This window comes from Billgrantia desiderata (genome assembly GCF_900108215.1).
GTDB lineage: Bacteria > Pseudomonadota > Gammaproteobacteria > Pseudomonadales > Halomonadaceae > Halomonas > Halomonas desiderata.
This window is the reverse complement of sequence record NZ_FNVC01000019.1, coordinates 35,794-51,581: the sequence shown is the minus strand read 5'-3', so window position 1 is coordinate 51,581 and position 15,788 is coordinate 35,794. Positions and strand designations below refer to the sequence as shown.

The following is a 15,788-nucleotide window of genomic DNA, read 5'->3' as shown; positions in this document are numbered from 1 at the left end:
ACATGACGACACCCATAACGACAAGAGGAACACCCCCATGACACCCAGCAAGATCGTGACCGCCCTTTCCAAGCCCCTTTCCAAGAAGGGCGCGCGGAGAAATTCCCTGAACAGCGCCCTCACCGGCGCCCTGGCTGCGGCGCTCCTGGCCACCCCCGTTCTGGCCGAGGCCACCACCCTGCGCATCGCCCACGTCTGGCCCGGCGGCTCGCTGATCGACCGCGAGCTGTTCCAGGCCTGGGCGGAGAGCGTCGAAGAGGCCTCCGAGGGCCGCCTGCAGGTGCAGATCTTCCCCGGCGCCACCCTCACCGGTGCCGACAACGCCTACCAGGGCGTGGTCAACGGCATCGCCGACATCGGCGCCACCGCCCAGGGCTACAACGCCGGTCGCTTCCCGCTGACCCAGGTGGTCGAGCTGCCCGGCGTCTCGGCCAGCAGCCGCCAGGGCTCGTGCATCCTGCAGTCGCTCTATGAGCAGGGCCACTTCGACGAGGAGTATTCCGATACCCGGCCGCTGTTCATGTTCACCACCGGCCCCGGCTACCTGCACACCAAGGAGCGCCTGATCGAGACGCCGGCGGACCTGGAAGGGCTGCGCCTGCGCCGTCCCACGCCGGTGGTCGGCGACATGTTCACCCGACTCGGCGCCCAGGCCGTGGGCATGCCGGCGCCGGAGGTCTTCACCTCCATGCAGCGCGGCGTGGTGGACGGGCTGAGCTTCAACTGGGAGGGCATGAAGACCTTCCGCCTCAACGAGCTGGCCAGCTACCACACCGAAGTGCCGCTGTACGATCTGTCGCTGTTCGCCACCATGAACCAGCGCACCTACGACAGCCTGCCCGAAGACCTGCAGCAGGTGATCGACGACCACAGCGGCCTGGAGTGGTCACTGCGCGCCGCCGAGGTCTATGACGAGCTGATCCGTCAGGGCCGCCAGGACGCCGAAGAGGCCGGCCACGAGTTTCTGGTCATCGAGGATGCCCTCGAGCATCCCGACTGGGGGCCGGTGCTGAACGAGACCATCGAACGTTACCTGGACGAAGTCGACGAGGAAGGCCGGGAGATCTACGAAGCCGCCCTCGCGCTACAGGACGAGTGCCGCGGCTGAGTTCATCGCTAGTCGCGTCACTCGCCATACTCTACCCGCCACCCTCCATTCGCTAAGTCACCCTTCGTTACGGCAGCCCTCGGGCTGCCGTCTTCGTTTCTCCTCCAGAACGCTTCTTGCAAGACTAAAGTCGAAGAAAGGCAGGAATGACCCGGCTCGGCGACTGCTGTACTCTATCCATTGTTTAGTTACACAACAGTATCTTCGAACAACAAGCGCTCAGCTTGACGATTATTGCCGAGGCACACATGACCGAAACGCTCGTCAAGACGACTCTGGACGACACCATCTACACCATCACCCTGGCGCGCCCGGAGAAGCGTAATGCCGTCAGCGACCGTCTGCTCAGCGCCCTGGAAGAAGCCCTGGTGGCCACGCCGGAAGAGGCGCGGGTCATCGTCCTGGCCGCCGAGGGCAAGCACTTCTGCGCCGGTCTGGACCTCGCCGAACATCAGCATCGCGACCCCTTCGGCGTGGTGCAGCATTCGCGCGGCTGGCACCGCATCTTCGATCGCCTGCAGAACGGCGGCCTGCCGGTGGTGACCGCCATGCAGGGGGCCGTCATCGGCGGCGGGCTGGAGTTGGCCACCGCCACCCATGTGCGGGTCGCCGAGTCCAGCACCGTCTATCAGCTGCCGGAAGGGCGTCACGGCATCTTCGTCGGCGGTGGCGCCTCGGTGCGGGTCTCCAACATCATCGGCCCCGGCCGCATGTGCGAAATGATGCTCACCGGCCGCGTCATGGACGCCGACGAAGGGCAGCGCCTCGGCCTCTCTCACTACGTGGTCGGTAACGGCGAGAGCCTCGACAAGGCCCGCCAGCTGGCCGAGCGCATCGCCGAGAACGCGCCCATGGCCAACTGGGCCATGGTCTCCGCCATCTCGCGCATCGACAACATGGCCAGCGACGACGGCCTGTTCGTGGAATCGCTCACCGCCGCCCTGACCCAGACCAGCCCCGAGGTCGCCGAACGCATCGGCAACTTCTTCAAGCACAAGGGCCAGGGCCCACGTACCTGAGGAAAGCATCATGAAATTCCAGGACAATACCTTCATCGTCACCGGCGGCGCCTCGGGGCTGGGAGAAGCCACCGCGCGCGCCTTGCACGACGCCGGCGGCAACGTAGTGATCGCCGATCTCAATGCCGAGCGCGGCGAGAAGCTGGCGGGCGAGCTGAACGCCAGGAGCGCCACCGACCGCGCGCTGTTCCGCCGCACCGACGTCACCAGCGAGGCCGATGCCCAGGCCGCGGTGGCGCTGGCCGTGGACACCTTCGGCGGCCTGCACGGGCTGATCAACTGCGCCGGAGTCGGCGACCCCGCCAAGGTGGTCGATCGCCACGGCGAGCCGCTGCCGCTGGAAGCCTTCGCCCGCATCGTCAACATCAACCTGCTGGGCACCTTCAACATGCTGCGCCTGGCCGCCGCCGCCATGGCCAAGGGCGAGCCCCAGGCCGACGGAGAGCGTGGGGTGATCATCAACACCGCCTCGGTGGCGGCCTTCGACGGCCAGATCGGCCAGCCCGCCTATGCGGCCTCCAAGGGCGGCATCGTCGCCATGACCCTGCCCATCGCCCGGGAGATGGCGCGCCACGGCATTCGCGTCATGACCATCGCCCCGGGGCTGTTCAGAACCCCGCTGATGGAGGCGCTGCCGGAAGAGGCGCAGCAGTCCCTGGCCGCGTCCATCCCCTTCCCCAACCGCCTGGGCGAGCCCGACGAATTCGCCCGCCTGGCCTGCCATATCGTCGACAACCCCATGCTCAACGGCGAGACCATTCGGGTGGATGGAGCGATCCGTATGGCCCCGAGGTAAAAGCCCCTTCTTCGGCACCGTTCTCGGTGGGCGCCGGCGGGCAGGTCGTAGCGAAGGTCTTTTGCCATGGATGGCAAAAGTAGCGCCCAGGGAAGGGTTCACAGCGCCTTCGCGAAGGCCTGCCCACCGGGATAGCCCACCCCCACCAGATCCAGATCCTATCTACGTCCGGCCAGCAACGAGGAACGTCCATCACCATGCTCGATTACCAGGCGCCGCTGCGCGATATGCAGTTTATCCTCGACGAATTGGCCGGTCTCGAGCGTATCGGCGAGCTGCCCGGCTGCGAGGATGCCTCGCCGGATCTGGTCAGCGCGGTGCTGGAGGAAGCCGGCAAGTTCGCCGCCGGCGTGCTCGCTCCGCTCAACCCGGTCGGCGATCGGCAGGGCTGCCGTCTGGAAGGCGAGCGAGTGGTCACCCCCGAGGGCTGGCAGGCGGCCTACGACCGGTTTCGCGAGGCCGGCTGGATCGGTCTCTCGCTGCCCCCTGAGCATGGTGGCCAGGGGCTACCCAAGCTGGTCTCCACCCCGGTGTGGGAGATGTGGTTCTCGGCCAACATGGCCTTCGCCATGCTGCCCCAGCTCAACGTGGGCCAGACCGAGGCGCTGATGATCGCCGCCAGCGAGGCACAGAAAGCCACCTGGCTCGACAAGATAGTGAGCGGCGAGTGGGCCGCCACCATGAACCTCACCGAGCCCCAGGCCGGCTCCGACTTGGCGGCCACGCGCATGCGCGCCGAGCCCGAACCCGACGGCGCCTACCGCCTGTTCGGCCAGAAGATCTTCATCTCCTACGGCGAGCACGAGCTCACCCCCAACATCGTGCATCTGGTGCTGGCCCGGTTGCCCGACGCCCCGCCGGGAGTGAAGGGCCTGTCGCTGTTCCTGGTGCCCAAGTACCTGCTCGACGAACGGGGCGAGCCGGGGCTGCGCAACGACATTCGCTGCATCGCCATCGAGCACAAGATGGGCATCCACGGCAGCCCCACCTGCACCCTCAGCTACGGCGACGACGGCGGCGCCCTGGGCTATCTGGTGGGCGAGCCGCACCAAGGCCTGGCCACCATGTTCGTGATGATGAACGAGGCCCGCTTCAACGTGGGCATCCAGGGCGCGGCCCTGGGCGAGCGCGCTTACCAGGCCGCCCTCGCCTACGCCCGGGAGCGTGTGCAGGGGCGCGACATCGTCACCGGCGAAGCCGGCCTACCGATCCTCGCCCACCCCGACGTCAAGCGCATGCTGGTGTCGATGCGCGCCCGGCTGATGGCCATGCGCGGCCTGCTCTACAGCGCCGCCGGCTGGTTCGACCTCGCCCGTCATCACCCCGAGTCCGCAACCGCCGACAAGTACCGCCGCTACGTCGATCTGCTGATGCCGGTGGCCAAGGGCTGGTGCACCGAGGTGGGTAACGACCTCTGCGACGAGGCGATCCAGGTGTTCGGCGGCATGGGCTTCGTCGAGGAGACCGGAGTCGCCCAACTGTTCCGCGACGCCCGCGTCATCACCATCTACGAGGGCACCACCGGCATTCAGGCCAACGACCTGCTGGGGCGCAAGATCCTGCGTGAGGACGCCGCTACCCTGCGCGAGCTGATCGCGGATATTCGTCAGACGGCCGGTCGGCTCGACGGTCATGAACACCTGAACGACCTGGCGCAGCCGCTCCACGACCAGGCCACCCTGCTCGACGGAACCGTCGACTGGCTGCTGGCCCACAAGGTCGACACCGCTGAGCTCTATGCCGGTGCCGTGCCGCTGCTGCACCTGCTCGGCATCGCCTGCGGCGCCTGGCAGATGGCCCGCCTGGCGCTGGCCGCCGAGGCCCGCCGCGCAGCAGGCGACGGCGACGGCGACCCCGACTACCTGACGGGGCTGAGCGAACTGGCCCGTTTCTACCTGGCCACCCAGGCACCCCAGGCCCGCGCCCACGGTCACACGCTGCGCCATGCCGGCGCGGTGCTGAGCCGCTTTTCGGCCAGTACGCTGTAATGTCGGGAGCGGGCACGCCCGCTCCATCTCCCTTCGCGATCACATCTTTCCGGGAAGAAACAGCACCAGAGCCGGAAACAGTATCAGCAGCGCCAGCCTCAGCAGATCCGCCACCACGAACGGCATCACCCCCTTGAAAATCGTACCCAATGCGACATCCGGGGCCACGGAGCGAATCACGAAGACATTGATGCCGATCGGCGGTGTGATCATGCCCAGCTCGACTGCCACCACGACGATTATGCCGAACCAGATGGGATCGAAGCCCAGGCTGGTGATCACCGGGTAGAGGATCGGCACCATCAGGATGATCATCGCCATGGGATCCAGTACGCAGCCGAGCACCAGGAACAGCGCGAGAATCAGCAACAGTACGCCATAATCACCCACCGGCAGCGAGGTTAGCCAGGTGGTCAGCAATTGAGGCGTCTGGGTCACGGTCAGGAAATAGCCGAACAGCATTGCCCCGATGAGGATGGTGAAAATGGCAACGGAGGTACGCAGGGCATCGAGCAGGCAAGAGAGGGTCGATCGCAGGGTAAGCCGACGCCGCAGCACCCCGATCAGGAACGTACAGAAGGCCCCCAGGGCCGACGCTTCCACTGGTGTCACGGCACCTACATAGATTCCCCCGACAATGGCGATGAACAACAGCACTACCGCCCAGATGCCGCGCAGTGAATCGACCTTTTCACGCCAGTTCGAGCGCTCGCCCGCCGGCATCGATTCCGGTCGGAGCATGCCCAGCACGCGAATCGTAACGAACGAGAGCAGTATCGCCAGAAGCCCTGGGATCACCCCCGCCACGAACAGCTGGCCAATGTCCTGGTCGGTAAGAAAGCCATACAGGACCAGCACCACGGAGGGGGGAATCAGGATGCCAAGAGTGCCGCCCGAGGCAATCAAGCCGGTGGAGAGGCTATCCGCATAGCCGGTACGCCGCATCTCGGGCAGTGCCACTCGCGTCATGGTTGCAGCGGTGGCTACCGAAGAGCCACAGATGGCAGCGAACCCCCCACAGGCCGCCATGGTGGACATGGCAGCGCCACCACGAAAACCACCCAGCCAGGCCTGGCCGGCCCGGAACAGCTCGCGACTCATTCCCGTAGCCGAAGCGAAGACCCCCATCAGGATGAACATCGGAATGAGGCTCAGGTTGTAGTTGGTCACACTGCGCAGCGGCGAGGTGGCCAGCACCCCCAGCGCCGCATCCAGGCTGGTCACCGCAGCAAAGCCGAGCACACCGACGATACCCATGGCGATACCTACCGGTACGCGCAGGGCAATCATGGTGAAGAGCCCCAGGAACCCCAGCAGGGCGATCATGTTGTTATCCATCGCGAGGCTCCTTGGCCGCATCGTCCAGGATCGAGCCTGGATCCGGCAGCGCTGCGGGTCGCAGAATGAGCAAGACCAGCCGCGCCAGGGCCAGCAGGCTGGCGGACACCACACCCAGCCAGGCGGCGCCGTAGAAAGGCCATAGCGGTAGCTGCAGGTCGGACGTGGTCTGGCCGGCTCGCAGGATGGTTTCCACTCGCCCGAACAGCACCCAGGCCAGCACGACGATGAAGCCCGTTACCAGCAGGTGGGAGAAGATGTCCATCAGGCGGCGCAATGGCGGCGGGCAAAGCTGCCAGACAAGATCCACTGCGATATGGTCGTTGCGCCAGGTGGTCGAACCGAGCCCCCAGAGGATAGCGATGCCGAGCAGCAGGCTGGCGATGGCATGGGCGTCGGGAATGGAAGTGGCGATCAGGTAACGCGACAGCGAAGCGACGAGAATCAGCAGCGTGATCACCGCCAGGCTGAGGCTGGCGATGCGCTCGATCAACCCCGCAGCTGCGGTGATGATGGCGTGTAAAGGCATGGGCGGTTCCTCGGTGGCTAGCCGACGCGGTAGACCTGGATCCGGACCCGGCCGGGCTCACGGATGCCTCGTCCGACGAAGAGATCGCGCGTCAGCCAGGCTAAGTCTGGATCGGCGGTCTGGAAGCGGGGCGCGGTGCGAAAGTAATACTGATCGGGGTCGACCGCCTCGCCGCGAATCAGCCTCGCCATGACCGACTCGGCAGCATGCCTCACCCCGCCGTTCTCCACTTCGATCAGGCTGCCCTCATGAGTGCGAAGGGTGTAGCGGGCCATGATCTCGGCGCAGCCATCGGGGCGAATCAGCTGCCAGTCTGCCCCGCCACCCAGCACCTCTCCGGCAAGCTTCGGACCATCGAAGCTGCCGCCGGAGATGGGAATGATGCGGCGCCGACCGATGGCCAGCTCGCCGATCTCGAGAGGATCCTCGACCAGTACGTTCAGGGTCGTGACATGCTCCAGCTCAGGGGGATGTTCGAGTTTCACCTGGGTCTCCTGCGGATGATCAGCCAAAAGCCAGCGCGGGCCGCCTCTCCAGTCATCCGGCACATGCAGGCTGAAGAGACGGCAACGGCTTCGCGTCGGTGGTTACTCGGCCAGGGCATCCACAGCGGCCAGTCGCTCCTGCAAATCGTTCAGCAGGCTTTCAGGGTCATGCCCTGCGTTTTGCACGCGCTCGGCCCAGGCGTCGCGCAGCGGTGCTGCGGCCTCACGCCAGGCGTCGAGTTCCTCGTCGGTCAGCTCGATCATGGTGTGCTCGGGCGAGCTGCGGAAATGCTCGTGCCCTTCGCGCTCCATCTCCTCCCAGCCTCGTGTGACGCGAGTGGCCCACTCCCCGGTACAGTGGTCGTCGATCACCCCCTGCTGCTCGTCACTCAGTCGCTGATAGGTGTTGCGGTTGATCAGAATCGCCTGCCATGAGGAGTACATGGGGTATTCGATGTGGTATCGCGTGATGTCATCGATGCCGAACAGGATCGTCGAGCCGGAGGGGAAGGTAATGGCATCCGCCGTGCCCCTGGCCAGCGCCTCACGGGTTTCGGGGGCCGATACCTGGACGCTGGCCCCACCCAGTACGCTTACAAGTTGAGCAATGGAAGAGTTGGCCGGCCGGATCGTCATGCCCCGCACCTGGCTCGGGTGACGTATCTCCTCCTTGGCGTGCAGTGTGCCTGGGTAGTGGCCATGAATCAGGCACATCACCACCTCCGGCATCTCCTGCTCGGCATACTGCTTGTACCACTCCGTCGCGGCTGCGGCTCCGTTCAGCGTATCGCTGACGATGAACGGCAATTGCAGCAGGTCCGAGACCGGGAAGCGTCCTGCGGTGTAGCCGGGGTTGACCCAGGTAACGTCGGCTATGCCGCTGGCAGCCATGTCGTAGTGGTCCTCTGCGCTGCCGAGCTGCTGGGCCGGGTACATCTGGAAGCGGATGGTGCCTCCCGAGGCCTCGTGGATGGATTCTGTCCACTCCTTGAAACCGGTGGCGGGCAGGGCGTGCTGCTCGGGCAGCCAGTGAGCGAATCGCAACGTGGCGTCCTGTGCCTGTGCGGCCGAGGACCAGAAGCCAAGACAAAGGGTACCGATCAGGAGCTTGCGTGCTGTCATTGTTGTTTCTCCTTTTCTCAACTGAGCGGAGCGGCCTTGGCCGCCCCTGTCATCGGTGCGTTCGACCGAACCGCACCTGAGCCTTTTCACCCGACCTTGACGATCAACGCCGCGGCGGAGTCGCCGGCGGCGCAGCCGGTCACCAGGGCGTAGCCGCCGCCCTTGAGTGCGGTCTCCTCGATGGCTTCGATCAGCAGGCGCGCCAGGGTCGGCGCCTGGGGGTGGCCGTAGACCAGCGAGGTGCCGTAATTGTTGAAGCTGTGGGCGTCGAGCCCCAGCGCCTTCGAAAGGTGCAGGTCGTTGGCGATGAAGGGCGTGTGGTTCTTGATCGTCTTGATCTGGTCGAGCCGGAGATCGGCGCGGGCGAGCGCACGCTTGACCGACTCGGCCGGCGCCATCGGCATGTGCGCCGGCTTGGTGCGGGCATGGCCGTAGGCCACCACCTGCACCGCCATCTGCGGGTCACGGCTGAGCTCGACGGCCCGCTCGCGGGTGGTGACGAGAATGCCGGCATTGGCATCGGCCGGGTGGGTCTGGGCGCCGTAGGTATGGATACCGTCCGGCTGCACGCAGCGCAGCTTGGCGAGTCCCTCGGCGGAGGTCGCAGTCACGCCCTCGTCGGCCTCGACGAGCTTGGTCTCCTTGCGCGAGACCGCCACCTCCACCGGGAACATGTAGCGCTTCTGGAAGGCGCGCTCGTTGGCCAGGGCCTCGGCGTACTGCTCATAGCGCCGCAGGGTCAGCTCATCGGCCTGCTCGCGGCTGAAACCGTGCTCCCGCGCCACGTTCTCGGCGGTGGTCAGCATGTCCTTGCCGGTGGCCGGATCGGCGGCGATGTTGTCCATGTTCCAGTTCTCGGCGATCACCTCGCCACCCGGCCCGTTGGGGTTGGGCCAAATGGTGTGGGGGCCGTTGGAGGGCCGGTCGGCCAGCAGGCAGTAGGTGGTGTCGAAGCTGCCGGAATCCACCGCCAGGGCGGCATTGAACACCGCCGTGGTGGCGGTGGCGCAGGCCTGGGTGATGTTCTGCCCCGGGGCCTGGCCGGCGCCCATCATGGCCGCGGCCCAGGGGGCGCCGTAGAAGATCGACTTCTGCCCCACCGACACCCCCAGGTAGAGATAGTCGATGAGCGTGGGATCGATCTCGCGGGCGGCGAACCAGCGCTTGCTGGTGGCCGCGCCCAGCTCGATGGAGTTGACGTTGGCCAGGCTGCCCATCCACTTGCAGAAGGGGGTGGTGTAGTAGCCGCCGTAGGGGATGTAGGCGTTCTTGAACATGTCCGATCTCCAAATGCTGTTCAGTCGCGGGTCAGGTGCGCGCGCAGGCCGCCCCACTGGGGCTGGAAGAGCTCCGCCGGCATCTCGCGCAGCTCGCTGGCAATGCGCGGCACGAAGTCCATGGCCGCCAGGATGTCGCGCTCGACGTCCAGCCCGGGGGCGATTTCGGTCAGGGTGATCTCGCCGTCGAGCAGCTCGAACACGCAGCGCTCGGTGACGAACAGCACCGGCTTGCCGGTCTCGTGGGCATAGCGACCGCTGAAGGTGATCTGGTCGACGCGCTGGACGAACTTGCGCCGCGGCCCCTCCTCGAGAATCCGCAGGCTGCCGCCCTCGACCGCCACCTTGCCGCCGTTGGTGAAGGTGCCGCAGAACACCACCTTGCGAGCGTTCTGGCTGATGTTGATGAAGCCGCCCGGCCCCACCACCTTGTCGCCGAACTTGCTGACGTTGAGGTTGCCCTCGTGGTCGGTCTGGGCCAGCCCCAGGAAGCACACGGCCAAACCGCCGCCGTCGTAGAAGTCGAACTGGTAGCCGTGATCGATGATCGCCTCGGCGTTGTAGGCGGTGGCGAAATCTCCGCCGCTGGCCGGCACGCCGCCGTAGGTGCCGAGTTCGGTGGTCAACGTCATCAGATCGCTGACACCCTCTTCCGCCGCCACGCTGGAGACCCCTTCCGGCATGCCGATGCCGAGGTTGACCACCCCGCCCGGCACCAACTCCATGGCGGCGCGCCGGGCGATCACCTTGCGCGGGTCCAGCGGCAGCGGCTTGATGCCGCCCAGCGGCACCTTGAGATCGCCGGCCAGGGCCGGGTTGTAGGTGGTGGTGATGGTCTGCATATGGTGTTCGGGCTCGGCCACCACCACGTAGTCGACCAGGTCGCCCGGCACCTTGACCTGCTTGGGGTGCAGGCTGCCCTGGGTGGCCAGGTACTCCACCTGGGCGATGACGATGCCGCCGCTGTTCCTGGCCGCCTGAGCCATGGAGAGCTGCTCGAGGAACAGCGCCTCGCGCTCCATGCTCAGGTTGCCGCGCTCGTCGGCGGTGGTGGCGCGAATCACTGCCACATCCACCGGGAAGGTGCGATAGAGCAGCCACTCCTCGCCTTCCAGCTCGACCAGCTTGACCAGATCCTCCTCGGCGGCGCTATTGGCCTTGCCCCCCTCCAGGCGCGGGTCGACGAAGGTGCCGAGCCCCACCTTGCTGAGCACGCCGGGCTTCTTGCCGGCGATATGGCGCCACAGGTGCGCCAGCACGCCCTGGGGCAGCAGGTAGCCCTCGACGCGGTTCTCGCGAATCAGCTCGCCCATGCGCGGCGCCTGGCCGGTGTGGCCGCTGATCAAGCGCCTGACCAGGCCGGCGTGGCCGAGGTGGTTCATGCCGCGGCTCTTGCCGTCGCCGCAGCCGCAGCTGTGCGCCACGGTGAGGTTGCGGGGCGCCCCGGTCTCGAGGAAGCGCTGCTCCAGGGCCGTGGCCACGGCCTCGGCGAAACCGCACAGGCCGGCGGTAGTCCAGATGACCGTATCGCCGTCCTGGATCAGGTTCGCCGCGGCAGCGCTGTCGATGATCTTGTTCACACTTGTCGGCTTCACTGTTGTCGGCCCTCTTGCGGAAACACCAATAGCATGGCGATATATATTGTTGAATCAACAAACATACTGACTCATGGATCTCCCACTGGAACGCCCCGGCTAGCGAGGCGCTCCCGTCAGCCGCTGGTCAACACCAGCACGATCTGGGGATAGAAGATCACCAGGGCCACCACCAGGATGTCGGCCACCAGGAAGGTCGAAACGCCGCGGAAGATGTCCATCAGCGAGGCGTACTGCCCGGCCACGCCCTTGATCACGAAGATGTTCATGCCCACCGGCGGCGTGATCATGCCGATCTCCAGCAGCTTGACCAGCAGCACGCCGAACCAGATCAGGCTGACGTCATACAGCTCGAAGATCGGTAGCAGCACGGGCAGGGTCACCAGCATGGCGCCGAACGGCTCCATGAACAGCCCGAGGAAGAGATAGATCAACACCACCACCAGCATCAGTTCCAGATAGGTGGGGTCCCAGCCGCTGACGGCGCCGGTGATGTAGCCGGCCACGCCGCTCAGGCTCAGGAACATGGTGAACATGCTGGCACCGACGCCGATGATCAGCAGCGCCGAGGTGGTGGAGAGCGTCTCGAGCAGCGCCGCCTTCATGGCCCTGCCATTCAGCCGCCGCAGCACCAGGCCGATAAGAATCGCCCCGGCAGCGCCGACGGCACCGGCCTCGGTGGCGGTGAAGAAGCCGGAGAAGAGGCCGCCGAACACCAGCACCCCGAGCACCAGCACCGGCCAGATATCGAGCAGCGCCTGACGCGGAGACACCTCGCGGGCGCCAACGGCCTCCCGGGGCACGATGTCGGGGCGCAACCAGCTCACCACCAGGATCACGATGCAGTAGCTCACCGCGGTCAGCAGGCCGATGGTGATGCCGCCCAGGAACACCTGGGTGATCGAGACCTGGGCGAACACGCCGTAGACGATCATCAGGATGCTGGGGGGAATCAGCGCCCCGATGGTGCCACCCGCGGCAATGGTGCCGCAGGCGAAGCTGGGCTTGTAGCCGCCCTTCACCATCTCGGGAATCGCGATGCGCCCCATGGCCGCCGAGCAGGCGACGCTGGAACCGCTCACCGCGGCAAAGCCGGAGCTGGCAAAGATGCTGGAGATGGCCACGCCGCCCGGCAGCCAGCGGAACACCACCTTGGCTGCATTGAACAGGCCGTTGGTCAGCCCGGCGTGGTAGCAGACGAAGCCCATCAGCAGGAACATGGGTACCGCGCTGAGCGTCCACTTGGCGATGAACTCATAGGGCGTCGAGGAGAGCATGCCGATGGCGGTGTTCCAGCCGAACATCATGGTCATGCCGCCCAATGAGACCGACACCAGAGCAAGCGCAACCGGTACGCGAAGTGCCAGCAGGACAAGGAGAATGATCAAGCCATAGAAACCGGTCGCAACGGACATGAATTACCTTTCCTCTTGCGCGGGAGAATCGTACGTCGTTCCCGTCGCCAGCAGCGGCAGCCTGACCAGGCAGACCAATGCAGCCAGCGCAAAGGCCACGGGCAGTACGAAATAGGTCGGCCAGACGGGCATCGGCACGTTGAGCGACATGACGTAGGCGCCGATCTGGTACTGCTCCATGGCCTTGCCCCAGGTAGCCACGGCCAGCGTGGCGTAGATGGCCGCCGAGAGCAGCGATACCAGAACGTCGGAAATGCGGATCAGCCTGGGGCCCATCAGGCCTTCCAGCGCTTCGACGCTGATCATGTTGCGGCGCCACTCGACCCAGCCCAGCGGCAGCAATGCCAGGGTGATCAGGTAGTAGCGGGTCACCAGTTCCAGCGTGGCGGGAATGGAGATCGACAGCGTCGAGCGCAGCACCACATCGAGCGTGATGTGCACCACCATCAGCAGAATCCCCAAAGTGCCCAGCAGCGCCAAGCCGACAGCGGCGAGGTTGGTCAGGCGATATAACACAGCCATGGGGCGTCTCCTACATCAAGGAAAACACTGCACGAATGCCGGCCCGAAGGCCGGCCATTCGTGGGGTACACGACCTGCTCAGCTGCCGTAGGTGGCGAAGTCGACGTCACTAAAGATTTCACGCTTCATGGCCTCGGCAATGGCCTCGTGATCGTCGCCGATCTCTTCGACCATCTCGGTCCACTTGTCGACCAGCGCCTGGAAGCGCTCGATCTTGGCCTCGGCGTCTTGCACACCGTGGCGCCTTTCGGCCTGCTCCGCGGCATAAGTCAGATCCTCCTCGAGGAAGGCAGGAATCGCATCGAGCAGATCCTGCTCGGGCTCGAGAATCTCGATGCCGCTCTCCTTGGCGATTTCGCGCGCCTCTTCGGCCATCTCGTAACCCCAGCGCTGGGTGATGGCGGCGCTCGCCTCGACGGAAGCGTGGATCATCGCTTCACGCTGTTCCTCCGTCAGGCTGTCCCATGCCTGCTGGCCGACGGCGTGGGAGATGGTGCTGTGGAAGGTGCCCAGTTCGACGTCGGTCACGTAATTGAGTACGTCGTCGAGACGGAAGGAGATGATGTCGGCGATGGAGGCGATGGTGCCCTCGATCACGCCCTGGGAGAGCGACTCGTAGGTCTCGCCCACCGACATGGTCGCCGGTGTCAGGCCGACCGACTCGGCCCAGCGGGAGTACTGCGGGCCGCCGACGCGCATGCGCAGGCCGCGCAGATCGGCAAGGGAGCGCACCGGCTTGGTGCTCAGGATGCGATAGAGGTCAGAGGCATGCGAGCTGGTGTAGACGATGCCCAGCGCCTTGAGCTCTTCCTGACATTCCGCACAGGTAACGATATATTCCGTCACTGCCGCCGCCATGGCATGGGGCGTGGTGCCGAGGAAGGCCATGTCGCCGACCAGGTTGATCTCGGGAAGGTCGGCCGGGAAATAGGCCGGCAGGAACAGCCCCGCCTCCACCAGACCGCTGCGGATGGCATTGCGCATGTTGCCGATGTTGGCCACCTCGGTGCCCAGCAGATTGCCCCTCAGCTCACCGTTGGTCTTCTCCTCCAGGCGCTCGGCAAACTGGGTGAACATCGGGTTGTAGGCGGGATGGGCGGGCGGCACCCCCGGCGCCATGCGCAACTCACGGGCCTGAGCATGGCTGGCTAGCGCCAGACTCCCGACGGTGACGGCAATGGCAACGGTCTTGAGCAGCGTGTGATTCGTCATGGGTGTCTCCAGATGGATTATATTTGTTTGTTGAATCAACAATGGTTGTAGTCATCTATCTGATGGCCGATTATAGTCCACTCATCAACCCCTCTAGATACCCGACTTTGGTCTAAGTCTTCTTGGCCAGCTATCTCTTGAGGCGGGAGTCGATAAAAGGCCCGGCGAGTCGCGTTCTCGCCGGGCCGAAAGCAAGCTAGTCGGACACAGAGCGCCTTTGCCTCAGAAGCTGACGCTGAGACCCGCCGCCACGTTGTTGTCGGTGCGGTCGTAGCGGCCCGCTTCGAGGAAGCCATACACCTTGTCGTTGAAGTGGTGGCGCACGACACCCACCCAGGCGTCGTTGTCGAGATCGAAGTTGCGGTTGTTCTCGGCGTAGCCCAGAGAGACCGACCAGGCATCGCTCAGATTGGCCGAGACGTTCACGCCCCAGGCATCGAAGTCGGAAGCGGCACCGCTGTCCTCGCGGTCGTCGTTGTGCTCGTAGACACCGCCCAACTGCACCATGCCGAAGTCGTAGCCGATGCCGAAGGAGGTACGGTGCAGGTTGTCGATGCCCGGACGACGCACCTGGGTATGGCCGATGCCGAAGTTGAGCGGCCCTTCGTTGTAGATCAAACGCCCCGTCACCACGTCGAAGTCCTGATCGTTCTGGGCGTTGGTGGTGAGCACGGCGCCGATGAACTGGAAGCCGCCGAAGCGCGGAGTGCCGTAGGAGAGCACGTCGCTACCCTGCTCGGCCTGGCCGAAGATGGCGTTCTGCCCGGTCTGGGCATGGAAGCGGTTGTACTCGAAGGTGTCGATGTTGTTGTAGATCTGGTGCCAGAAGCCGGAGGGCACGCGGGGCTGGAAGCCGAAGCTACCGAAGTCGGTCAGCAGCAGCACGCGGGCGGTGCGGAGGTAGATCTCGCCGTCGTCCTGACGGTGGGCGCCCGGCGTCCAGGTCTGCTCATCCACGGAGTTGATGGCATTGGCGAAGTCGGCCACCAGGTCGTAGCGGATACGCAGGCTGGGATTGACGGTATAGACCCCACCCACGCCGGCCTCGGCCCGGAAGGCCCAGAGATCGAGGTCGCGGTCGCTTACATCGAGTACGCCGCCGGTCACGTTGCCGGAGAAGGTGGGGCCGCTGTGGTGGGTGTCGGCCAAGGCCTGGCCGGAAACCGCAGCGGCCAGGGCGAAAGCGAGAGGCGTCAAGGTCAGTCGTTGGAGCGTTGTCATTGTGTGTTCCCATTGTGTGTCTTGTTGGCGAGCAGCGCGCTCAAACGCTGCACAACAATACTTTCCAACAAACAAATTGTTGTCAAACACAATGTTTATATCAACATATCGTCCGCATAACGAACAATATTGACAAACGAAAAAACACAATTCATACAAAG

At 65.2% G+C, this 15,788-nt stretch carries 14 protein-coding genes; 4 read left to right on the top strand and 10 right to left on the bottom strand.

Translation table 11 applies throughout. The features are described 5' to 3' along the window. The first annotated feature begins 37 nt into the window (after positions 1-37). The 4 genes from C4S71_RS15990 to C4S71_RS15975 all read left to right on the top strand — a co-directional run bounded on the left by C4S71_RS15990 (position 38) and on the right by C4S71_RS15975 (position 4,911). Positions 38-1,108, top strand: a complete 1,071-nt coding sequence (locus tag C4S71_RS15990; protein WP_235014544.1) for a TRAP transporter substrate-binding protein — start codon at positions 38-40, stop codon at positions 1,106-1,108. Between the two features lie 248 nt (positions 1,109-1,356). Next, positions 1,357-2,127 carry a crotonase/enoyl-CoA hydratase family protein gene (locus tag C4S71_RS15985; protein ID WP_103969808.1) on the top strand — a complete coding sequence of 257 codons (771 nt, stop codon included), beginning with the start codon at positions 1,357-1,359 and terminating at the stop codon, positions 2,125-2,127. A gap of 10 nt (positions 2,128-2,137) precedes the next feature. After that, positions 2,138-2,923 (top strand): SDR family NAD(P)-dependent oxidoreductase, encoded by a 786-nt coding sequence (locus tag C4S71_RS15980; protein WP_103969807.1) that lies wholly within the window; start codon positions 2,138-2,140, stop codon positions 2,921-2,923. Positions 2,924-3,120: 197 nt separating this feature from the next. Next, entirely contained in the window at positions 3,121-4,911 is a 1,791-nt protein-coding gene (locus C4S71_RS15975; protein ID WP_103969806.1) for an acyl-CoA dehydrogenase, read from the top strand. Between the two features lie 39 nt (positions 4,912-4,950). Here C4S71_RS15975 and C4S71_RS15970 read toward each other — a convergent pair whose 3' ends face one another. The 10 genes from C4S71_RS15970 to C4S71_RS15925 all read right to left on the bottom strand — a co-directional run bounded on the left by C4S71_RS15970 (position 4,951) and on the right by C4S71_RS15925 (position 15,627). Then, positions 4,951-6,249 carry a TRAP transporter large permease gene (locus C4S71_RS15970; protein ID WP_103969805.1) on the bottom strand — a complete coding sequence of 433 codons (1,299 nt, stop codon included), beginning with the start codon at positions 6,247-6,249 and terminating at the stop codon, positions 4,951-4,953. Then, positions 6,242-6,778 carry a TRAP transporter small permease gene (locus tag C4S71_RS15965; protein ID WP_103969804.1) on the bottom strand — a complete coding sequence of 179 codons (537 nt, stop codon included), beginning with the start codon at positions 6,776-6,778 and terminating at the stop codon, positions 6,242-6,244. Before C4S71_RS15965 ends, C4S71_RS15970 begins: the two co-directional genes overlap by 8 nt. Before the next feature lie 17 nt (positions 6,779-6,795). Next, a complete protein-coding gene (locus tag C4S71_RS15960; RefSeq protein WP_103969803.1) occupies positions 6,796-7,263 on the bottom strand; it encodes a DUF3237 domain-containing protein in 468 nt (155 codons plus the stop codon). A 102-nt stretch (positions 7,264-7,365) separates the two neighbouring features. After that, complete coding sequence (locus C4S71_RS15955; protein WP_103969802.1) at positions 7,366-8,385, bottom strand: TRAP transporter substrate-binding protein; 1,020 nt, start codon at positions 8,383-8,385, stop codon at positions 7,366-7,368. Between the two features lie 86 nt (positions 8,386-8,471). Then, positions 8,472-9,662 (bottom strand): thiolase family protein, encoded by a 1,191-nt coding sequence (locus C4S71_RS15950; protein ID WP_103969801.1) that lies wholly within the window; start codon positions 9,660-9,662, stop codon positions 8,472-8,474. A 20-nt stretch (positions 9,663-9,682) separates the two neighbouring features. Then, on the bottom strand, positions 9,683-11,257 hold the full coding sequence (locus C4S71_RS15945) for an acyl CoA:acetate/3-ketoacid CoA transferase (RefSeq protein ID WP_235014541.1): 1,575 nt from the start codon (positions 11,255-11,257) through the stop codon (positions 9,683-9,685). A 116-nt stretch (positions 11,258-11,373) separates the two neighbouring features. Next, positions 11,374-12,672: a TRAP transporter large permease gene (locus tag C4S71_RS15940; protein ID WP_103969799.1), complete on the bottom strand. Its 1,299-nt coding sequence runs from the start codon at positions 12,670-12,672 to the stop codon at positions 11,374-11,376. A gap of 3 nt (positions 12,673-12,675) precedes the next feature. Beyond that, positions 12,676-13,194 carry a TRAP transporter small permease gene (locus C4S71_RS15935; RefSeq protein ID WP_103969798.1) on the bottom strand — a complete coding sequence of 173 codons (519 nt, stop codon included), beginning with the start codon at positions 13,192-13,194 and terminating at the stop codon, positions 12,676-12,678. Positions 13,195-13,272: 78 nt separating this feature from the next. Next, the gene (gene dctP, locus C4S71_RS15930) at positions 13,273-14,406 is read right to left on the bottom strand and encodes a TRAP transporter substrate-binding protein DctP (RefSeq protein ID WP_103969797.1); all 1,134 of its coding nucleotides are present in this window, start codon (positions 14,404-14,406) and stop codon (positions 13,273-13,275) included. 222 nt (positions 14,407-14,628) lie between these two features. After that, entirely contained in the window at positions 14,629-15,627 is a 999-nt protein-coding gene (locus C4S71_RS15925; RefSeq protein WP_103969796.1) for a porin, read from the bottom strand. Positions 15,628-15,788: the final 161 nt, after the last annotated feature.